The sequence below is a fragment of the Rhizobium sp. BE258 genome, assembly GCF_031457345.1.
Classification (GTDB): Bacteria; Pseudomonadota; Alphaproteobacteria; order Rhizobiales; family Rhizobiaceae; genus Rhizobium.
This window is the reverse complement of sequence record NZ_JAVDWL010000001.1, coordinates 670,485-690,573: the sequence shown is the minus strand read 5'-3', so window position 1 is coordinate 690,573 and position 20,089 is coordinate 670,485. Positions and strand designations below refer to the sequence as shown.

Genomic DNA, 20,089 nt, shown 5'->3' with positions numbered 1-20,089 from the left:
CCGATTATTTGATTGCGCCGGCAGCAATGCCAGCGATGAAGTGGCGCTGCAGGAGCACGAAGATGACGAGGATCGGCGCGGTGAGCATCGTTGCCCCCGCCATGATGCCGCCCCAGGAGACCTTGGTCAGGCCGATCAGCGTGCCGAGCGCCACGGGTGCGGTCATCATCGCCGGCCTGGAGTTGATCAGCAGCGGCCAGAGATAATTGTTCCACGAGACCAGGAAGAGGATGATCGACAGCGCCGCCATGGTCGGCCGCGCCAGCGGCAGGGCAATGCGCAGGAAGATCTGCCATTCCTTGACGCCTTCGACGCGTGCCGCATCGAAAAGCTCGTTCGGCATCATCGAGAAAGACTGGCGCATGAAGAGCACGCCGAGCGAGTTAAAGAGCGGCGGAACGATCAGCGCCACCCAGGTATTCGCCAGCTTGAACTCTCGCGCCACCATGATGAACTGCGGAATGACCACGACCGCGAAGGGCAGCGTGATGGTGCCGAGAATGATGGCGACGACGACGGAACGCCCGGCGAAGCGGTAGCGCGCCAGCGCCCAGCCCGCCATCGAGGTCAGCAGCACCGACAGAATGGTGTAGATGATAGCCACCGAGATCGAGGTGAACATCGCCCGGGTGAAGCCGGTCTGCGCTTCCAGATCCTGGAAGTTGGCAATGAAGTTCGTCGACGGAAGCAGCACGATCTCGGGGCTGAAGATGCCGTAGTCGGGCATGGTCGAGAAGATGAACATCATCCACAGCGGGAACAGCCAGATGATCGCCAGCGGTGTCAGCACCGCATGCAGCGCGATCCGCCTCAACAGCAGCGATTGCGACTTGGATTTCATTTCGCTTCCCTCCCGACCCACAGGTTGAGCAACGAGATCGCAACCGCCAGTGCCGCTATTGTGTAAGCCACGGCTGACGCATAACCGAAATTCAGCGACAGGAATCCCTGGCGGTAGAGCAGCAGGCCGAGTGTCTCGGTGCCGCCACCCGGACCGCCGCGATTGGTGATCAAGAACGGTTCGGTGAAGAGCTGCATCGTGCCGATGACCGAGAGAACGACGCAGAACAGAATGATCGGCTTCAAGAGCGGCAGTGTGATGTGGAAGAACTGCTGCGTCTTGCTGACCCGGTCGAGCGTCGCAGCCTCGTAGACATCCTCAGGGATCGATTGTAGCCCGGCGAGAATGATGATGGCGTTATAGCCTGCCCAGCGCCAGGTCACGGCGATGATGACGAGCGCCATCGCGGCATTGGCATTGTCGAACCAGGAGACCGCCGGCAGGCCGACCGAGGTGATCAGCTTGTTGACGATGCCGAAATCGATGCTGAACATCAGCCGGAAGACCGCCGCATAGGCGACTTCGCCGACGACGACGGGCGCAAAGAAAGCAAAACGGAAGAGCGGCCGCAGCTTCAGGAGCGGCGAATTCAGGAGCACCGCCATGACGGTGGCGATCGCGATCATCACCGGCACCTGGATGACCAGGATGATCAGCGTGTTGTAGAGCGCGTTGTAGAAAGCCGGGTCGCCGAACAGGCGCCCCCAATTGGCCGAGAGGCTGAATTTCCACGGATTGACGCGCGTGTTCTGAAACGAGATCAGAAACGAACTGATGATCGGCCACACCCAGAAGGTGGCGAAGACGATGAGATAGGGCGCGAGGAACGCATAAGCGCTCCGGTTGCGGATCGGCATGTTTTCCTCCTCACAGACGCAACGAGCCATCCCGGGGGATGGAGAACCGGGCGCCGCAAAGCGCCCGGCTTCGTCACTTATTCTGCGATCGGAAGACCCGTCGCGGTGGCGATCTGCTTGGCAGCGTCGTCAAGCGCCGCCTTGGCATCCGGGAAACCACCGGCGAAGTATTTGGTCTGCGCTGCCTTGTAGATGGCATCCGCATCCGTCTGGTACTGCGTGCCGCGGCTCGGCACGATCTTCGGCAGGGTCGAGAGAATATCGGCCCAGACCTTCTGACCGCCCCAATAGGGCTGCGGTTCGTTGACGAACGGATCCTGCACGGCCGAGAGAAGCGACGGTACGAGGCCGAAGGACTTCAGCATCGTCACCTGGCCCTCATTGGTGCCAAGCGAGTAGTTGATGTAGTTCCAGGCCGCTTCCTTGTTTTCGGAATTGGCGGCGATCGCGAGCGACGAACCGCCGAGATTGGCCGCATGCGGGCCGTCCGCCGTCAGGCTCGGCATCATGTAGACGCCCCACTTGCCGGACAGATCGGGCGAGCCGGAGCGGATCGTGCCTTCATACCAGCCGCCATACATCTGGCTGGCCACCTTGCCAGCGGTATTCGCCTGGATCTTTTCGTCCCAGATGGCGGCCGTCAGCGTGCCGGCATCCTTCATCTGCTTGACCTTGTCCAAAGTCGCGACGCAGGCAGGCTTGTTGATGGTGATCGATTGACCATCCTCGGAGAAGTAGCCGCAGCCCTGCTCGTTGGAAATCATCCGGAACCATTCGCTGTCGCCGTTGAAGTCGGCCTGCGCCATGACGACGCCAGGATTGGCGGCCGAGATCTTCTTGCCGGCGGCGATGAAATCGTCCCATGTCTTGATCGTCGTCGGATCGACGCCAGCCTTTTCATAGAAGTCGCGGCGGTAGAACACCGCAACCGGGCCGGAGTCCCACGGCATGGCATAGGCCACATCGCCCACTTCGAGTTCGGTACGCTTGAAGTCGGGGAATTTGGCTTGGATGTCGGCGTTGTAGCCGAGGTCCTTCAGGTTGGTGAAGCAGTCGGGGAAGCGGTTCCAGAAGATTTCCGCTTCGAAATTCTCGACCGTGACGATGTCAGGCAGGCCGTCTCCTCCGGCGGCGCAGGCTGCCAGCATCTTGTCGAAGACCTGCTGGTTGCCGAGATCCTGCACATCGACTTTGACGTCAGGGTATTTCTTGTTGAAGCCTTCCACAGTGGATTTCAGCGCCGATGCGGCGACGTTCCAGCTCCAGATGGTGAGCGTGCCCTGCTCTGCATATGCGGAGCCGGAAGCAAGCAGCGCGACAGCAGCCGTCGCACCGATAAGATTGAAGCGCATTGAAAATCCTCCCTTTTCAATTGCCGTCCCTTAGCGAACGTGCCTACACTAACCGGAAGGCACCGGCTGTCTCCTAAAAAGGGAATATGGATTTGGCGGAAAGTAAGGTTGCGCAAAGAGCCATCTATCAGCCCGGTGCGAGCAGCATCGAGGGGCTGCCCACCGCGCTTCAAATGTTCCACGCCCATCCGCCCGTCATGGCCATGCCGCACTGGCACGCGCAGGTCGAGGTCAATTTCGTGATGCATGGCAGCGTGCATTATCGCATGAACGACCACGAATTTTCGCTCAACGCCGGCGAGATGTGCCTGTTCTGGGGCGGCCAGCCGCATCAGATGGACGAATCGTCCGATGATTCGATTTATGCGGGCGCCCACCTGCCGCTCGTCTATTTCTTCCGCATGCGCCTGCCGGTCACCATTTCCAGCCAGCTGATGCGCGGCGCCACCATGCTGACCTCGGCGACAGACGCCGCCGACAGCGAGAATTTCGCGCGCTGGCACCGCTATGCGACATCAGGCGATGCGGCAAAGTCGCAGCATGCGGTGGACGAACTGCTGCTGCGCATCGAGCGCATCCTGCTGGAACCCTATTCGATGATCGGGCTCAGCACGCAGCTGGCCGAAAACGATCCGCCCTACGCCCAGTCGTCGCGCAACGTGGCGCGCATGTGCGATTTCATCGCCGCCAATTTCATGGAAGACATCGACACGATCGACATCGCCCGCGCCGCCGATCTCCATCCGAAATATGCGATGAACCTCTTCAAGAAGTCGACCGGCATGACGCTCAGCAAATACGTCAACCTGCTGCGGCTCTCGCGCGCCCAGGCGATGCTGATGAGCGAGGAGGCGAACGTGCTGCAGGTGGCCATGGATAGCGGCTTTGGCTCGATCAGCGCCTTTAACAAATCCTTCCGTCACATCGCCGGCATGTCGCCATCCGATTTCCGCCGTGACCTGCGCTCATCGGGAATTTCCACGGCAAACTGATCCCCAACCGTTATTCACACCCCATCGAGGAGACCTCACCATGGCTGGAAGACTGGCAGGCAAGATTGCGATCATTTCCGGCGGGGCGACAGGCATGGGCGGAGCAGCCTCGAAACTCTTTGCCGCCGAGGGCGCCAAGGTGGCGATCATCGACCGGAACGAGGAGGCAGCCGCAGAAACCGCAAAGGCGATCCGCGACGCCGGCGGTGTCGCCGACTACTGGGTGGCCGACGTCTCCAATGAGACGGCCGTCAACGATGCCGTCAGAGGTGTGGAAGACAAGTTCGGCGCCGTCACCGTCCTCTTCAATCATGCCGGAACGATCGTCATCAAGCCGTTCCTCGAAACCACGCTCGAGGAATGGGAGTGGCTGCACGGCGTCAACGTGCGCTCGATGTTCCTGATGACCAAGGCGGTCCTGCCGAAGATGATCGCAGCAGGCGGCGGCTCGATCGTCTGCACCTCGTCGATCTCCGCCGTCGCGGCAACGCCGATGGAAGTACTCTACGACACGACCAAGGGCGCCGTGCACATGTTTGCCCGGGCCATTGCCGTCGAGTTCCGCGACCGCAACATCCGCTGCAATGCCGTCTGCCCGGGCTTCATCCGCACGCCGCATGGGTTGCGCGAGGTCAAGGAACTGCAGGCGCTCGGCGTCGATGTGTCGGACGAGGCAATCGCCGCCCAGCAGGGGCGCATCGGTGAGCCCGAAGACGTGGCGCGTGCTGCACTCTATCTGGCCAGCGACGACTCCAATTTCGTCAACGGCGTCCACCTCTTCGTCGACAACGGCTTCACCGCGATCTGAAGAGACAAGACGGGCAGGCCCACCGGGAGGACAGATGGCGCGCGAATTCGATTTCATCATCGCCGGCGGCGGATCGGCGGCATCGGTGGCGGCCGTGCGGCTGGTGCGCGATTTCGGCTTTTCGGTCCTGATCGTCGAGCGTGGCCCAAGCCAGACGGCGAAGCTGATGTCCTTTCCGGCGGGCTACATGAAATACCTCGCCCGCGACGATTTTCTTGAAATGCATCATACCGTTCCCCAGCCGCAGCTTGGCGGCCGCGGGCCGATCGTGCCTGTCGCCAAGGCACTCGGTGGCGGCAGCGCGGTCAATGCGATGGTCTACATGCGGGGCCAGAAGGAAGACTATGACGGCTGGGCGCGCTATCTCGGCAATGGCAGCGAGTGGTCCTACGCAGACATGCTGCCACACTTTACCGGCATCGAGGCCAATAGCCGCTTCAACAACGCCTATCACGGCATATCGGGTGAGCTTCGCGTTTCCGAGCCGAAGCATATTTCGGATACGACCGAGGATTTCATCCGGGCCGCCCAGGGGCTCGGCCATTCCTACAATCCGGATTTCAATGGCGAGCGCCAGAACGGCGTCGGCATCATGCAGCACACATTCGCCAAATGGGGCCGGCGTACCGAGCGCTCCGACGCCAAGAAGGCATTCCTCGATCCCCTGGCAAAGGACGAGCGGCTGCAGATCATCACCGGCGCGCGGGTCGACCGCATCCTCATCGAAAACGGCCGCGCCCGCGGCATCGTCTACACCAGGGGTGGCGAGACGCAGACGGCGATGGCAGGCCGGGAGGTGCTGGTTGCGGCCGGTACCTATAACAGTGCCAAGCTGATGATGCTGTCGGGCCTCGGTCCGGCCGATCACCTTCGCCAGCACGGGATTGCCGTTGCAGCCGACATTCCAGGCGTCGGCGCCAATCTTCAGGATCATCACGAAGTCCCGGTGATCGCGACGACCAGGGGCAAATCCGGATATTTCGGCGAGGACAAGGGCTGGCCGATGATCCGCAACGGCCTGCAATATCTGTTCTTCGATTCCGGGCCGGTGACGACAACGGGGATCGAATCCTGCCTGTTCTATGATCCGGATGGTGGCGAGCGGCCGACGATCCAGCTCTATTGTGCTCCGATCGTCTATCTCGACCGCGACGTCTCCTCGGCCAAACCCACCTGGGGCGTGACCTTCACCTCATGCCTTCTCAGGCCGAAGGCGCGTGGCAGCGTCCGGCTGCGCTCCGCCAATCCTGCCGACCAGCCGCTGATCGATTGCAACTTCTTCGGCGATCCCGATGATCTGAGGCTGACACTGGCATCGCTGAAGACAGCGCGCCGGTTGCTGGAAACCGAGCCTTTCCTGTCCAAGATCGACATGGAGATCCTTCCCGGCCGCGCCATCCAGGATGAAGAGGCCCTGACGAAATTTGCCGGGCAGACGGTCAAGACCAACTACCATCCCTCCGGTAGCCTGCGCATGGGGCCGGACAGCGACCCCATGGCGGTCGTCGGCAGCGACCTTCGTGTGCGGGGCATCGAAGGCCTTCGGGTCATCGATTGCTCGATCATTCCCTTCATTCCTTCGGGCAACACCAACGCTCCGGCGATGGCGATCGGCTCGAAGGCTGCCGAGATGATCGCCGTTAGCCACGCCTGAGCTGAAGGCCGACCAGCATGGCCAGATTGCCGCAGCCAATAAAATAGATAGCGAATAATTTGAATCCTATCTAATTCGATGCTATATCCGGCGCATGGATACCTACAACAGCCTTCAGCGGGTCTTTACCGCCAACCTGCTTTCGACCGGCCGCCAGTGGCGCCGCGCCGTCGATTTGGCGCTCAGCAGCCACGGAATCTCCGAGGCCTGCGCCGCCCCGCTTCTCTGGATCGGCCGCCTCGGCGGCGGTGTCCGCCAGGTGGTGCTGGCCGGCCATGTCGGCATCGAGGGGCCGTCGCTGGTGCGGCTGCTCGATCAGCTCGAAACACTTGGCCTTGTCGTCCGCAAGGACGATCCTGCCGATCGCCGCGCCAAGGGTCTTTATCTGACCGATGAGGGCAGTGCCCTTGCGGCGCGCATGGAAGCGGTGCTCGACGAGCTTCGCGAGCGCATTCTCCAGGATGTCAGCAAGGCCGACCTTGAAGCTGCCGTGCGCGTGCTGCAGGCCTTCGACAATATCGACGTGACGCAGACCGGCGCCCTCGAAAAGGAAATCGAGGCGGCGTCGTGACATTGGGATGGCGTGACTGGTTATTCTCGGGCAAGGCCTTCCTTGCATCGATGCTGGCGCTGTTCGTGGCGCTGTCGCTCGACCTGCCCCGTCCCTACTGGGCGATGGCGGCTGTCTATGTGGTCGCCAATCCGCTGGCCGGTGCCACGAGCTCCAAGGGCCTCTACCGCGCGCTCGGCACACTGCTCGGCGCTTCGGCAGCCGTGTTTTTCGTTCCCCTGTTCGTCAACGCTCCGGAATTTCTGTCGCTGGTCGTCGCCCTCTGGACCGGCACGCTGCTCTTCATCTCGATGCTCGATCGCAGTGCCCGAAGCTATGTCTTCATGCTCGCCGGCTATTCGCTGCCGATGATCGCCCTGCCCTCTGTCGGCTCGCCCGAGACAGTCTTCGATACCGCACTTGCCCGTTCGGAAGAAATCATCATCGGCATCGTCTGCGCCAGCATCGTCAGCGCCGTCATCTTCCCCGCCAGCGTCAGTTCGCTGCTCGGCCAGCGCATCACCACCTGGCTCGATGATGCCGGAAGCTGGGCCGACGAGATCCTGCGCGGCGAAGGCGCCTCGCCCGCCACGCCGCTGAAGCGCCAGAAGCTCGCCTCCGATGTCACAGGCCTCGACCTCGTCATCAGCCAGCTCGGCCATGATGCGAATGGCCGCGATATCGTCCGTCATTCACGCGAATTGCGCGGCCGCCTGCTGATGCTGCTGCCGCTGTTTTCTTCGCTTGCCGACCGTCTTCACGCGCTGAAATCGTCCGGACAGGAGCTGCCGCCGGCGCTTTCCACGCTGCTCAACGATGCCGCCGCTTGGTTGCAGCAGGGGGGCAAAGGCAAGCCGGACGGCACGGGCGCAAACCTGCGCCGCCGCATCGATGACGTCCAGACCTCGGAGAGCCACGAAACCGGCTGGAACGCCCTGCTTTATCGCAGCGCGCTTGCCCGCCTCGGCGAGATCGTCGACCTCTGGCACGATTGCCTGACCCTGCGCGATGAGATCGCCAGCGGCCGCCATGCCGGTCCGTGGCATCCGGTTTTCCGCCACCGCCAAGTGGTCGGCCGCGTCAGGCATTATGACTATGCGCTGATTGCCTTCGCTGCCGGTTCCGTCGTTGCCGGGATCGCTGTCGCTTGCTTCTTCTGGATCTTCACCGGCTGGCAGAATGGTGCAGGCTTCGTGACGATGGCCGCCGTCGCCTGCTCGTTCTTCGCCGCGATGGACCGGCCCGCGCCCTTCATCCGGTCGATGTTCATCTGGTCGGCTCTGAGCCTCGTCATTTCGTTCATCTACATCTTCGCGATCCTGCCGGCGGTCAATTCCTATGAGCTGCTGGTGGTTGTCTTCGCACCGCCATTCCTGCTGCTCGGACTGCTGATCACCCGCCCGCAGTTCAACATGCTGGCGATGCTGCTATCGGTGAACAGCGCGAGCTTCATCGCTCTCCAGGATCGCTACACATCCGACTTCACCACCTTCACCAATGAGGCGGTCGCGGCCCTTGCCGGAATCGGCTTTGCCCTCGTGTGGACGCTGATCGCCCGCCCTTTCGGCGCCGAACTCGCTGCCTGGCGGCTGGTGCGTGCCGGCTGGAGGGATCTGGCCGAGACCGCAGCCGGTGAACGCCGCACTGACCACGAGCGGCTCTCCGGCCGCATCCTCGATCGCCTCGGCCAGCTGGTGCCGCGCCTCGCCGCCGTCGAGGATCGCGAACTAAAAAAGGTCGATGGCTTTGCCGACGTCCGCCTCGGCTTCAACGTGCTGATGCTGCAGACCCGGCGCAAGGAGCTCAGTGGCGCAAGCGCCCTTTCCGTCGGCCGCGTGCTGTCGGGCGTCTCCGATTTCTACCGTGCCCGGCTCGATGCCGGCCAGGCAATCGATCCGCCCGACGAACTGCGTGCCGCGATCGATGACAGCCTCGGAACCATTGCCCATGAACGGACGGAAACCCGGGACAATATCGATGCGCTGGTCGGCCTGCGCAGGGCGCTCTTCCCTGAGGCGTCGCCGCCGGACTGGCCCACGCCCGAAACCCTCTCAACCCCGCTTCAGATTGCAGCCGAGTAAACCGTCATGCCTGCCGAATTCGATCTCTATGGCGTCTATGTGCCGCGCCTTCTCGTTCTCATGGTGCTTTCCCTTCTTCTCGTGATGATCGTCCGCCGCGGGCTGAGCTGGCTGGGCGCCTATTCGCTCGTCTGGCACCGCGGCCTCTTCGATCTCTCCCTCTATGTGCTGCTTCTCGGAGCAGTCTCCTCCCTGACACGCTGGTACTTCGCATGAACACGCTGAAATCAATCTCCCGCCTGATCGTCACCCTCGCCTTCGTTGCCGCCGCTGCCTATGCCGGCCACGGCCTCTGGGTGCATTACATGGACGAACCCTGGACGCGCGACGCGCGTCTGCGCGCCGACGTCGTCGGCATCGCACCGGACGTTTCCGGCCTCGTCAGCGACGTCGCCGTCAAGGACAACCAATCGGTCAAGAAGGGTGATGTGCTGTTCCGCGTCGATGGCGAGCGCTTCAAGATTGCTCTGGCGCAGACCGAAGCCGCGCTGGAAGGTGCAAAGGCGATGCTGGAACAGGCCCGCCGCGAAACCGACCGCCAGCAGCGCCTCGGCGACGCCGCCTCCGTGCAGCAGAAGGAACAGGCGCGCACCGCCGCCGACCAGGCCGAAGCCACCTATCTGCAGGCCGTCGCCAACCGCGATCTGGCGCAGCTCAATCTTGACCGCTCAGCCGTCAAGGCAACGGTCAACGGCACGGTTTCGAACCTCAGCCTGCGCCCAGGCGACTATGTCACCGCCGGCACCGCCAAGGTCGCGCTCGTCGATACCGACTCCCTGCGCGTCGAAGGCTATTTCGAAGAAACCAAGCTGCCGCGCATCCATGTCGGCGACAGCGTCACGATCCATCTAATGGGCCATCGCCAGACACTGGAAGGCCATGTCGACAGCATCGCCACCGGCATCGAGGACCGCGAACGCACGTCGGGAACCGGGCTGCTGGCCAATATCAACCCAACCTTCAGCTGGGTACGGCTGGCGCAGCGCGTTCCCGTCCGCATCAATCTCGACAAAGTGCCTGACGGAGTACAACTGATTGCCGGTCTAACGGCGACGGTCGAAGTCGGAGGCCAAAGCTCCGCCCTCGCCTCGCTCGACTGACGTTGCCTAGAAGTTCCAGTCCTCGTCTTCCGTCGCCACGGCCTTACCGATGACGTAAGACGAGCCGGAGCCAGAGAAGAAGTCGTGGTTCTCGTCGGCATTCGGCGAGAGCGCCGAGAGGATTGCCGGATTGACCTTGCAGGCCTCCGGCGGGAACAGTGCCTCGTAACCGAGGTTCATCAGCGCCTTGTTGGCGTTGTAGTGCAGGAACTTCTTGACGTCTTCGGTGAGCCCGACACCGTCATAAAGCGCCTCGGTGTACTTGGCTTCGTTGTCGTAGAGCTCCAGCAGCAGATCGAAGGCGAAATCCTTGATCTCCTGACGGCGGGCCTCCGGCAGGCGCTCTACGGCGCGCTGGAACTTGTAGCCGATGTAATAGCCATGCACCGCCTCGTCGCGAATGATCAGGCGGATCATGTCGGCGGTGTTGGTGAGCTTTGCGCGGCTCGACCAGTACATCGGCAGATAGAAGCCGGAATAGAACAGGAAGCTCTCGAGGAAGACGCTGGCAACCTTCTTCTTCAGGGGATCGCCGGAAGCATATTGCTCCATGATCAGCGCCGACTTCCTTTGCAGAAACTCGTTCTCGTCGGACCAGCGATAGGCGTCGTCAACGTCAGGTGTCGAGCACAGCGTCGAGAAGATCGACGAGTAGGAGCGCGCGTGCACAGCTTCCATGAAGGAGATGTTGGAAAGCACCGCCTCTTCATGCTGGGTCGAAGCATCGGCCATCAGCGTCACCGAGCCGACGCCGTTCTGGATCGTGTCGAGCAGCGTCAGCCCGGTAAAGACCCGGATCGTCAGTTGCTGCTCTTCCGGTTTCAGCGTCGCCCAGGAGGGAATGTCGTTCGACAGCGGCACCTTTTCCGGCAGCCAGAAATTGCCGGTCAGGCGGTTCCAGACTTCGAGGTCCTTGTCGTCCTCGATGCGGTTCCAGTTGATGGCGCGGACGCGGGATACGGGCTTGGCGTGCATGTTCATGGGTGTGTCCTTTGGACCGAATTCATCTGGTAGCCCCCTCATCCCCGGTGCAACGAGTTGCGCCTGACCTGCCGGCACCTTCTCCCCGAGGGGAGAAGGGAAACCGCGGCGGCGTATCGCTCTACATCCCCTCTCCCCTCGGGGAGAGGGCTAGGGTGAGGGGGCCGCTTACTCAAACGTCAGCAGCTAAAACTCACAGCGTACACGACACACATCCCTCCACCTGCGTACCCTCCAGCGCCATCTGGCGCAGGCGGATGTAGTAGATGGTCTTGATGCCCTTCTTCCAGGCATAGATCTGCGCCTTGTTGATATCGCGCGTCGTCGCCGTGTCGCGGAAGAACAGTGTCAGCGACAGGCCCTGATCGACATGCTGGGTAGCAGCCGCATAGGTGTCGATGATCTTCTCCGGCCCGATCTCATAGGCGTCCTGGTAATAGTCGAGATTGTCGTTGGTCATGAAGGCGGCGGGATAGTAGACGCGGCCGATCTTGCCTTCCTTGCGGATCTCGATCTTGGAGACGATCGGATGGATCGATGACGTCGAGTGATTGATGTAGGAGATCGACCCCGTCGGCGGCACCGCCTGCAGGTTCTGGTTATAGAGCCCGCCCTCCATGACGGCCTTCTTCAGTGCCAGCCAATCTTCCTGGGTGGGAATTTCGATACCGGCATTGCTGAACAGGTCGGCAACCGTCTGCGTAGCCGGTTTCCACTCGGTTTCGGTATACTTGTCGAAATATTCGCCCGAGGCGTATTTCGAATTCTCGAAGCCCTTGAAGCTCTGACCGCGCTCGACGGCGAGACGGTTCGAGGCGCGGATGGCGTGATAGGTCACCGTGTAGAAGTAGATGTTGGTGAAATCGACGCCCTCTTCGGAGCCGTACTGGATCCGCTCGCGGGCCAGATAGCCGTGCAGGTTCATCTGACCGAGGCCGATCGCGTGGCTCTCGTCGTTGCCCTTCTCGATCGAAGGGACCGAAGAGATGTGGCTCATGTCGGAAACTGCCGTCAGCGCCCGGATCGATGTTTCGATCGTCTTGCCGAAATCGGATGAGTCCATGGCGGCAGCGATATTCAGCGAGCCGAGATTGCAGGAAATGTCCTTGCCCATCACCTTGTAGGACAGGTCGTCGTTATACTCGCTGGCTTCGCTGACCTGCAGGATCTCGGAGCACAGATTGCTCATGGTGATGCGTCCGGCGATCGGGTTCGCCTTATTCACCGTGTCCTCGAACATGATGTAGGGATAGCCGCTTTCGAACTGGATCTCGGCGACGATCTGGAAGAAATCGCGGGCCTTGATCTTCTTCTTCTTGATGCGGCTGTCGGCCACCATCTCGCGGTATTTTTCGGTCACCGAGATCTCGGTGAACGGCACGCCGTAGACGCGTTCCACGTCATAGGGCGAGAACAGGTACATGTCCTCGTTGTTCTTGGCGAGCTCGAAGGTGATGTCAGGAATGACGACACCCAGCGACAGCGTCTTGATGCGGATCTTCTCATCGGCATTTTCGCGTTTGGTATCGAGGAAGCGCATGATGTCGGGGTGGTGAGCGTTGAGATAGACGGCACCGGCCCCCTGGCGCGCGCCGAGCTGGTTGGCATAGGAGAAGGCATCCTCGAGCAGCTTCATCACCGGGATGATGCCCGACGACTGGTTCTCGATATGCTTGATCGGCGCGCCCATTTCGCGAATGTTGGTCAGCGACAGTGCCACGCCACCGCCCCGCTTTGACAACTGCAGCGCCGAATTGATCGAGCGGCCGATCGATTCCATATTGTCTTCAACGCGCATCAGGAAGCAGGAGACCAGCTCGCCGCGCTGCTTCTTGCCGGCATTGAGGAAGGTCGGCGTCGCCGGCTGGAAGCGGCCGGAGATGATCTCATCGACCATGTCGCGCGCTAAGGCCTCGTTGCCCTGCGCCAAGGCAAGTGCCACCATGCAGATGCGGTCTTCGTAGCGCTCCAGATAGCGCTTTCCGTCAAAGGTCTTCAGCGTGTAGCTGGTGTAGTATTTGAAGGCGCCGAGGAAGGTCGGGAACCGGAATTTCTTGTCATAGGCGTGATCGAAGAGATCGCGCACGAAATTGAACGAATACTGATCCAGCACCTCCTGCTCGTAATAGCCCTCAGTCACGAGGTAATCGAGCTTCTCCCGGAGATTATGGAAGAACACGGTGTTCTGGTTGACGTGCTGCAGGAAATACTGCTTCGCCGCCTGCCGGTCCTTGTCCAGCTGGATCTTGCCGTCCTCGTCATAGAGGTTCAGCATCGCGTTCAGCGCGTGGTAATCCAGCCCTGTTTCCGCGGCCTGCGCCTTTACAGGGCGCTCGAGAACTGCCGTGTCCAAAATCGTTCCAATCCGTGTTTGACGTTGGCAACATCATCAGCCGTACCCAAGAGTTCGAACCTGTAGAGGTACGGCACCTGGCATTTCTTCGCGATGATGTCGCCGGCGAGCCCGAAGGTCTCGCCGAAGTTGCTGTTGCCCGCGGCAATCACGCCGCGGAGGTTCGAACGGTTTGCCGCATCGTTCAGGAAACGGATCACCTGCTTGGGCACGGCTCCCTTGCCGCCCTCGCCGCTATAAGTCGGGAGGATCAACACGTAGGGCGAGACAGCTTCGAGCGTCGCGCCAGTGATGGGGATGCGCCGGGCGGGAAGGCCAAGCTTTTCGACGAAGCGATGGGTGTTTTCCGACCGGCTGGAAAAATAGACGATCTCGCCCATCGCAGCCGCCGCTCAGGCGAGCGCGCTGATGATGTCGGGGCGGAAGCCAGCCCAATGCTGCTCGCCGGCGATGACGACGGGAACCTGGCGGTAGCCGAGACCCTGCACCAGATCATAAGCGGCGCTATCGGTGGAAACGTCGATGATCGTGTAGTCGATGCCCTGGCGATCGAGCGCGCGGGTGGTTGCGGTGCATTGAACGCAGGCGGGCTTGCTGTAGACGGTGATGCTCATGGGAAAACCTCGTGACTAGAAGGCATGGGATATCGTTCGGACATCCGCCGATGTCCGCGCTTGGGAAGATCGAAAAGGAAGACAGCCGTTGCCGGTTGCCGGGCGTCAGCAGCCCGTCATTCGCGCCGGTATGATCTGAAACTCAAAGACATAAGACTTCACCCCGAAGTGGCTCATGCGGGACACACCGGAGGAAGCGAAGAGCGGCATCATGCCCACATCTCATCGCTCGCCAGCCGGACACCCCGCCCGTGGACGTTTTCGCTCAAGGCAGGTCTCCTGGCTTGCGGATCATCACATTCATCCCGGTCTTCCCAGGTCTTCATGACCCAGTGACCCGAAATGGGACAGATGCTCGCCGCTTACAGTTGCGGGGGCAGCTCCGGCATTGCTCCACCTTGCGGCAGATCTCACCGAATTCCCGTCTTAGCCCGCGATTCTTGCGAATCGAGGGAACCTCGAACACTAGATATAGTACGCGAGTCTATTTGTACGTCAATGGATGGTTCATGTTTCGGGTGCCGCAAGCCGAAAAAATGAATGTGATGTGGATAACGGAAGATTAATGCGGATTGGCTGTGGAAAAGAGAAGCCGGCAAAAGCCGGCTCCTCGAATACGATGACGATCAGGCCGTTGCCGTGGCAACGCGTTCGCGCAAAGACCGCGCCGCCGCCACCATATTGACTAGCGCCGGCTTCACTTCCTCCCATTTGCGGGTCTTCAAGCCGCAATCCGGATTGATCCAGAGCTGCGAATCGCCAAGCCGCTCGCGCGCCAAAAGAAGCAGACCGGTCATATCGGCAATATCGGGAACGCGCGGCGAGTGGATGTCGTAGACACCCGGGCCGATCTCGTTCGGATAGTCGAAGCTGCGGAATGCCTCCAGCAGCTCCATCTTCGAACGCGATGTCTCGATCGAGATCACGTCCGCATCCATGGCGGCGATCGCATCGATGATGTCGTTAAACTCCGAATAGCACATATGCGTGTGGATCTGTGTCGCGTTGCCGACACCGGTCGAGCACAGGCGGAAGCTTTCGACGGCCCAGTCGAGATAGGTCTTCCACTGCGAGCGCCGCAGCGGCAAGCCTTCCCGAAGTGCTGCCTCGTCGATCTGGATCATCCTGGCACCCGCCTTTTCGAGATCACCGACCTCGTCGCGAATCGCCAGCGCGATCTGCCGGCATGATTCGCTTCGGGCGATATCGTCGCGCACGAAGGACCAATTGAGGATCGTCACCGGTCCAGTCAGCATACCCTTGACCGGCCGGTCCGTCAGAGACTGGGCATATTGCCACCAGCCAGTCGTCATCGGCTTCGGCCGCGCGATATCGCCGAAGATGATCGGCGGACGGACATAGCGCGAGCCATAGCTCTGTACCCACGCATGCTGCGTGAAGGCAAAGCCCGACAGCTGCTCGCCAAAATACTGCACCATGTCGTTGCGCTCGAACTCGCCATGGACGAGCACATCAAGGCCGATTTCCTCCTGCCAGCGGATGGCTGCTTCGGTCTCTTTGCGCAGGAAAGCCTCATAGTCCGCATTGCTGAGCGTTCCCTTCGCATGTGCCGAACGCGCCTTGCGGACTTCAGACGTCTGCGGGAAGGACCCGATCGTCGTCGTTGGGAACAGCGGCAAGCGGATATCCGTCTGCTGGATCGCCTTGCGCTCGGCGAAGCCGGCCTTGCGGCGCTTCATGGTCTCGTCGATCGCTGCAATCCGCTGCCTGACCGCGGGATCATTGACCTTCGGCGATGCCGCGCGGGCGGCCGCGGCCCTCGAAGAGCTGCCGATGGCATCCGTCACGCAATCGCGCCCCTGCGAAAGTGCCTGGCCGAGGACCGCCAGCTCATCCAGCTTCTGCGTGGCAAAAGCCAGCCATCCCCTGACCTCGGCATCAACAGCGGTTTCGAGAGCAAGATCGATCGGCACATGCAGAAGCGAGCAAGATGGCGCGATTTCGATTGGACGCGTTTTGGAAAGCGCCTCGACCCGATCCAGCAGTTTCTCAAGATCAGCGCGCCAGATGTTGCGGCCATCGATGACGCCGAGAGATAATACCCGGTCATCAGGCACCGCCGATACGACCGCATCAAGCTGCTCGGGCGCGCGCACCAGATCGACGTGCAGACCGGCAACCGGCAGCGCCGCTGCTGTCTTGAGATTGTCGCCCAATGCCCCGAAATAGCTGGCGATCATGATCTTCAGGTTCGGAACCAGCTGGTGAAGCGCGCTGTAGGCCGTGGTCAGCGCGTACCGCTCAGCGTCTGCGAGATCGAGCACCAGGGCTGGCTCGTCGATCTGCACCCAATCGGCGCCCGCAGTGCTGAGCTCCGCGAGGATGCCCGCATAGACAGGCAGCAACCGGTCGAGCAGTTCGATCGGATCGAAGCCTGGCTGCGTCGCCTTGCCGAGCTTCAGGAACGTCACCGGGCCGAGAATGACCGGGCGCGTGTGGATGCCGAGCGCCTTTGCCTCCCGGAACATCTGCAGCGGTTTGTTTTCGGTCAGCGCGAAGCGCTGGTCGCGGGTGAATTCCGGCACCATGTAGTGGTAGTTGGTATCGAACCACTTGGTCATTTCGAGCGCCGGAACGCCCTCATGATGATGCGCATGGCCGCAATCGCCGTGCTCAGCGCCCACTGAGCCGCGCGCCATGGCGAAATAGATGTCGAGATCGACGGGACCGCCCTTCCAGCCATATTCGGCCGGTACGGCGCCGACCATCACCGCCGTGTCGAGCACATGGTCGTAGAGGGAGAAGTCGTTGGACGGAATGATATCGATTCCCTTGGCCTTCTGCAGGGCCCAATGTTCGGCCCGCAATGCCTTGGCGACGTCGAGAAGTGCTGCCCTATCAAACTTTCCGGCCCAATAGCTTTCCAGCGCGAACTTCAGTTCGCGGTGCTTTCCGATACGCGGGAATCCGAGATTTGCAGTCTTGATGCTCATGTTTCCTTACCCCGAGGGTTGTGGGCAAGGCTTGGGATGACGCATCGGCGCGCGGACACAGGCGTGCCGGTCGCAAAAGCGGCACACCGGACACCCCGCCCGTGGACGTTATCGATCGCGGCAGGTCTCCTGGCTTGCGGGTCAACGCTGCCGTCCGTCTTCCCGGGGCGTCTTCCCCAGTGACATGAGTGGACGGCCGCTCGCCGCTTACAGTTGCGGGGGCAGCTCCGGCATTTTCACCGGATTCCCTCTTAGCTCCGGACCAAAGGTCCGCAGAACCACGATGACACGAGCATGTCGCATCGCGGATCTCACGTCAATAGACATAAAGATATGTTTATGTCTTTGTTTCTTGGCTAGCTGTACTCGCCGACTACGACAACAGCATCGAGGACGGCGCGCCGGTCTCCACGGGAGCCTGCAGCTTCTGGGCAGCAAGCACCACTTCGACGCGATTGCGGGCATCGAGCTTCTGCATCAGGATCGTCATGTAGTGCTTGACGGTCTTCTCGCTGATATCGAGCATGCTGGCGATTTCGCGGTTGGTCTTGCCCTGCAACAGGTAGTTGACGATCTGCTGCTCGCGGGCGCTCAGGCGCTTCTGCATCTGCGCCTTGCGGCGCACCTCGGCCGTCTTCATCGACAGGATCACCTTGGTGGCGAAACCCGGCGTGATGAAGGTGCTGCCGTCATGCACGGTCTTGATCGCCTCATACAGATCGCGCGCCGTGCTACCCTTCAGCACATAGCCGCAGACGCCGAGATTGAGGACCTGAATCGCCGTGTCGATATTGGCGGTGGCGGTGAAGACCACGACCTTGGTGCCTTCGTAATTCTTCTGGATCAGCTCGAGTGCTGCCAGCGTATCGCCCGGCATGCTGAGATCGGTGACAAGAACGTCGGGCCGGTGCTCCTCGACGATCTTCAGCGCGTCGATGGCGTTCTGCCCGCGGGCAGTCACCCGAAGACCTTCCTTCGCCGAGTAAAGATTAACGAGTCCATCCAACAATATTGGATGATCATCAACGAATGCGACCGAGATAGACATAATGACGAATAAACCCCCTCGTCTTCTTTCCGATAGCTCTAAAGTAAACAGAGCCAAACATAAAGACGGATTTTAATGCTTGGTTAACTTCATCGGATTTCTGTCTATTCGATCTCTATGCTTTCAGCCAGTTATCAATTCGGATAGTCCGTCACCTTATAGGCCAGTTGCGTCGGCCTGCTGCAGCTCCAGCACCATCTCCAGGATCATGCCGCCCCCCGGCCGCTTGGTGACAGCAAGCTTGCCGCCGAAGCTCTCGATCCTCTGCCGGAGGCCATAGAGCCCCATTCCGCCCTCGCGCGCCGCAAACGGCACGGTCCCGGAAGGCAAACCGTCATCCTCGACCGAAATCGCGATGACGGGCATGTCGATCCGACATCGGACACGCTGGCCGTTGCCACCAGCGTGGCGGTAGGCATTGTTGAGCCCTTCCTGAACGAAGCGGTAGATGCAGGTCTTCAGCGCCGGCGGCAGGTCGGCATTGGTGCCGCTGGAGACAAACGCGACCTTGGTCTTGGTCCGCGCCTCATGCTGCCTGATCGCTTCGGCCACCACGTCCTTTGCCCAGAGATGCAGTATCTCCGGCAAGAGCAGCGATTTGGTGACCGTCCGAGCCTCGATCAGCGCTTCACCCAGTGTCTTGCTGGTCTCGTCGAGGAGCCTTGCGCGCTCATCCTTCTTGGTCAGGTCGCGCAGCTCGTCGAGCTGCAGGATCGCCAGTGTCATCAGCTGTACCGGGCCGTCATGCAGGTCGGCGCCGATGCGGCGGATGAAGGTCTCGTTGAGGTTGGCGAATTCCATGGAGGCCCGGCGCGCCGTGTCCCTCAGCTCCATCAATTCCTTCGAGGCGGACTCTGCCTCCTCGGCGCGGTGGCTCAGAACCTGCCGCTGATGCTCGATCGTCCGGCTGCCGCGCCTGACGATCAGGAACAGCCCGAGCATGACGACGAAGGAGAACAGCGCCACCGTCGTCCAGGTGACCACCCTCAGCCGCGCGAGCTCATCGACAAAACCGCTCGGATCCTCATGGATCTCGGCCACACCGATGATCCGCCCCGAAGCCTGGTCATGCAGCGGGCTGTAGATTTCGAGATATTCGGTATTGATGTTGCGGAACGTATGCTCGTCGGCATGAAGATCCGCATAGACGGCAACAATTTCGCCTTTCAAGGCGCGCTGTAGGCCCTCGGGGAAACTGAAGCGGTGGCCGATCATCTGCTTGGTCCGGGAATAGGCAACAGTCCCGTCGGGCGCCCATATCTCGATATGCGGGAAACGCGCCTGGAGATCCGCATCGCCGAAAAGCGCGTCGAGATGAGCGATGCTGGCGGCCTTAAGGCGCGTCGAGGCGCCCAGTTCCTGCACCTCAGCCTCAGTCAGGCTCTGAACCAGCAAGGCCGTCGTGCCGGCCTTTCCGCTGAGCGCTTTGTCGGCAACCAGCCGCGTCGTAAGATAGCCCGCAGAAACCGTGGCGATCAGAATAACCAAGCTGCTGGCGATCAGGAACTGCGTGGAAAGGGTCCGCTCGGCGCCCCATCGAAGGATACGGTTAAACAGTCGCGGCGCTTCCACGCTTTCATCTACGCCAGCATTTCTGGCGCCTAAGTATTCGTCCGGCAAAACGTCCCCCCAAGGCCGATAGCGCTATCATCCTTGCAATATTACCCAAGGAAATAAAAGACCATTTTTGTACTATAGGCCCGTATGAATTCTATCAGACCAAAGGCCAATTCATCATAGGACCTTACTCCCGGAAGGATAAGGACCGAAGACCTGCTTTTGCCGTGGACGAACATCGAAAACATCGTCCGACCATGCGCCGTTCAAAACCCCGGCAACTTTCCGCAAGATCGCATCATCCCAAGCCAGCCCTGCAAGGCGGGCTTTGAAGACATCAGGGGCAA

17 protein-coding genes and 2 riboswitches are annotated in these 20,089 nt (G+C 61.0%); of the genes, 7 read left to right on the top strand and 10 right to left on the bottom strand.

Annotated elements, in window-relative coordinates:
- Window positions 1-4: 4 nt before the first annotated feature.
- From J2X43_RS03260 to J2X43_RS03250, 3 genes are all read right to left on the bottom strand, one after another.
- On the bottom strand, window positions 5-841 hold the full coding sequence (locus J2X43_RS03260; protein ID WP_112388627.1) for a carbohydrate ABC transporter permease: 837 nt from the start codon (window positions 839-841) through the stop codon (window positions 5-7).
- On the bottom strand, window positions 838-1,698 hold the full coding sequence (locus tag J2X43_RS03255) for a carbohydrate ABC transporter permease (RefSeq protein ID WP_112388628.1): 861 nt from the start codon (window positions 1,696-1,698) through the stop codon (window positions 838-840). The genes J2X43_RS03260 and J2X43_RS03255 overlap by 4 nt, the downstream gene beginning before the upstream one ends.
- A gap of 77 nt (window positions 1,699-1,775) precedes the next feature.
- Window positions 1,776-3,050 carry an ABC transporter substrate-binding protein gene (locus J2X43_RS03250; protein ID WP_112388629.1) on the bottom strand — a complete coding sequence of 425 codons (1,275 nt, stop codon included), beginning with the start codon at window positions 3,048-3,050 and terminating at the stop codon, window positions 1,776-1,778.
- Between the two features lie 86 nt (window positions 3,051-3,136).
- On the opposite strand from J2X43_RS03250, the gene J2X43_RS03245 reads away from it, so the two are divergent.
- From J2X43_RS03245 to J2X43_RS03215, 7 genes are all read left to right on the top strand, one after another.
- On the top strand, window positions 3,137-4,042 hold the full coding sequence (locus J2X43_RS03245; protein WP_112388630.1) for a helix-turn-helix domain-containing protein: 906 nt from the start codon (window positions 3,137-3,139) through the stop codon (window positions 4,040-4,042).
- Window positions 4,043-4,082: 40 nt separating this feature from the next.
- Window positions 4,083-4,850, top strand: coding sequence for an SDR family NAD(P)-dependent oxidoreductase (locus J2X43_RS03240; RefSeq protein WP_112388631.1), 768 nt, complete (start codon window positions 4,083-4,085; stop codon window positions 4,848-4,850).
- Between the two features lie 34 nt (window positions 4,851-4,884).
- Window positions 4,885-6,504, top strand: coding sequence for a GMC family oxidoreductase (locus J2X43_RS03235; protein WP_112388632.1), 1,620 nt, complete (start codon window positions 4,885-4,887; stop codon window positions 6,502-6,504).
- 94 nt (window positions 6,505-6,598) lie between these two features.
- On the top strand, window positions 6,599-7,075 hold the full coding sequence (locus J2X43_RS03230) for a MarR family transcriptional regulator (protein WP_112388633.1): 477 nt from the start codon (window positions 6,599-6,601) through the stop codon (window positions 7,073-7,075).
- Window positions 7,076-7,125: 50 nt separating this feature from the next.
- Entirely contained in the window at window positions 7,126-9,135 is a 2,010-nt protein-coding gene (locus tag J2X43_RS03225; RefSeq protein ID WP_405049565.1) for an FUSC family protein, read from the top strand.
- Between the two features lie 6 nt (window positions 9,136-9,141).
- Window positions 9,142-9,351 carry a DUF1656 domain-containing protein gene (locus J2X43_RS03220; protein ID WP_112388635.1) on the top strand — a complete coding sequence of 70 codons (210 nt, stop codon included), beginning with the start codon at window positions 9,142-9,144 and terminating at the stop codon, window positions 9,349-9,351.
- Complete coding sequence (locus J2X43_RS03215) at window positions 9,348-10,235, top strand: HlyD family secretion protein (RefSeq protein WP_112388636.1); 888 nt, start codon at window positions 9,348-9,350, stop codon at window positions 10,233-10,235. The genes J2X43_RS03220 and J2X43_RS03215 overlap by 4 nt, the downstream gene beginning before the upstream one ends.
- Window positions 10,236-10,241: 6 nt before the next feature.
- On the opposite strand, the gene nrdF is transcribed toward J2X43_RS03215, so the two are convergent.
- The 7 genes from nrdF to J2X43_RS03180 all read right to left on the bottom strand — a co-directional run bounded on the left by nrdF (window position 10,242) and on the right by J2X43_RS03180 (window position 19,757).
- Window positions 10,242-11,216 (bottom strand): class 1b ribonucleoside-diphosphate reductase subunit beta, encoded by a 975-nt coding sequence (gene nrdF / locus J2X43_RS03210; protein WP_112388637.1) that lies wholly within the window; start codon window positions 11,214-11,216, stop codon window positions 10,242-10,244.
- Between the two features lie 193 nt (window positions 11,217-11,409).
- Window positions 11,410-13,569, bottom strand: coding sequence for a class 1b ribonucleoside-diphosphate reductase subunit alpha (gene nrdE, locus J2X43_RS03205; RefSeq protein ID WP_112388638.1), 2,160 nt, complete (start codon window positions 13,567-13,569; stop codon window positions 11,410-11,412).
- Complete coding sequence (nrdI, locus tag J2X43_RS03200; protein WP_112388639.1) at window positions 13,539-13,949, bottom strand: class Ib ribonucleoside-diphosphate reductase assembly flavoprotein NrdI; 411 nt, start codon at window positions 13,947-13,949, stop codon at window positions 13,539-13,541. Before nrdI ends, nrdE begins: the two co-directional genes overlap by 31 nt.
- A 12-nt stretch (window positions 13,950-13,961) precedes the next feature.
- Window positions 13,962-14,183, bottom strand: a complete 222-nt coding sequence (nrdH, locus tag J2X43_RS03195) for a glutaredoxin-like protein NrdH (protein ID WP_310290822.1) — start codon at window positions 14,181-14,183, stop codon at window positions 13,962-13,964.
- Between the two features lie 251 nt (window positions 14,184-14,434).
- A riboswitch (cobalamin riboswitch) is annotated at window positions 14,435-14,659 on the bottom strand.
- Window positions 14,660-14,809: 150 nt separating this feature from the next.
- The gene (metE, locus tag J2X43_RS03190; RefSeq protein ID WP_112388641.1) at window positions 14,810-17,137 is read right to left on the bottom strand and encodes a 5-methyltetrahydropteroyltriglutamate--homocysteine S-methyltransferase; all 2,328 of its coding nucleotides are present in this window, start codon (window positions 17,135-17,137) and stop codon (window positions 14,810-14,812) included.
- 101 nt (window positions 17,138-17,238) lie between these two features.
- Window positions 17,239-17,435: riboswitch (cobalamin riboswitch) on the bottom strand.
- Window positions 17,436-17,510: 75 nt separating this feature from the next.
- On the bottom strand, window positions 17,511-18,185 hold the full coding sequence (locus tag J2X43_RS03185; RefSeq protein WP_112388642.1) for a response regulator transcription factor: 675 nt from the start codon (window positions 18,183-18,185) through the stop codon (window positions 17,511-17,513).
- A 156-nt stretch (window positions 18,186-18,341) separates the two neighbouring features.
- Window positions 18,342-19,757: an ATP-binding protein gene (locus J2X43_RS03180; RefSeq protein ID WP_310290819.1), complete on the bottom strand. Its 1,416-nt coding sequence runs from the start codon at window positions 19,755-19,757 to the stop codon at window positions 18,342-18,344.
- Window positions 19,758-20,089: the final 332 nt, after the last annotated feature.

Bases quoted from the DNA above. Each gene is read 5' to 3' on its own strand.
- J2X43_RS03250 (WP_112388629.1), bottom strand. From the start codon at position 3,050: ATGCGCTTCAATCTTATCGGTGCGACGGCTGCTGTCGCGCTGCTTGCT.
- J2X43_RS03220 (WP_112388635.1), top strand. From the start codon at position 9,142: ATGCCTGCCGAATTCGATCTCTATGGCGTCTATGTGCCGCGCCTTCTC.
- J2X43_RS03260 (WP_112388627.1), bottom strand. From the start codon at position 841: ATGAAATCCAAGTCGCAATCGCTGCTGTTGAGGCGGATCGCGCTGCAT.
- J2X43_RS03230 (WP_112388633.1), top strand. From the start codon at position 6,599: ATGGATACCTACAACAGCCTTCAGCGGGTCTTTACCGCCAACCTGCTT.
- metE (WP_112388641.1), bottom strand. From the start codon at position 17,137: ATGAGCATCAAGACTGCAAATCTCGGATTCCCGCGTATCGGAAAGCAC.
- J2X43_RS03225 (WP_405049565.1), top strand. From the start codon at position 7,126: ATGCTGGCGCTGTTCGTGGCGCTGTCGCTCGACCTGCCCCGTCCCTAC.
- nrdF (WP_112388637.1), bottom strand. From the start codon at position 11,216: ATGAACATGCACGCCAAGCCCGTATCCCGCGTCCGCGCCATCAACTGG.
- nrdI (WP_112388639.1), bottom strand. From the start codon at position 13,949: ATGGGCGAGATCGTCTATTTTTCCAGCCGGTCGGAAAACACCCATCGC.
- J2X43_RS03255 (WP_112388628.1), bottom strand. From the start codon at position 1,698: ATGCCGATCCGCAACCGGAGCGCTTATGCGTTCCTCGCGCCCTATCTC.
- J2X43_RS03245 (WP_112388630.1), top strand. From the start codon at position 3,137: ATGGATTTGGCGGAAAGTAAGGTTGCGCAAAGAGCCATCTATCAGCCC.
- nrdH (WP_310290822.1), bottom strand. From the start codon at position 14,183: ATGAGCATCACCGTCTACAGCAAGCCCGCCTGCGTTCAATGCACCGCA.
- J2X43_RS03235 (WP_112388632.1), top strand. From the start codon at position 4,885: ATGGCGCGCGAATTCGATTTCATCATCGCCGGCGGCGGATCGGCGGCA.
- J2X43_RS03215 (WP_112388636.1), top strand. From the start codon at position 9,348: ATGAACACGCTGAAATCAATCTCCCGCCTGATCGTCACCCTCGCCTTC.
- J2X43_RS03240 (WP_112388631.1), top strand. From the start codon at position 4,083: ATGGCTGGAAGACTGGCAGGCAAGATTGCGATCATTTCCGGCGGGGCG.
- J2X43_RS03185 (WP_112388642.1), bottom strand. From the start codon at position 18,185: ATGTCTATCTCGGTCGCATTCGTTGATGATCATCCAATATTGTTGGAT.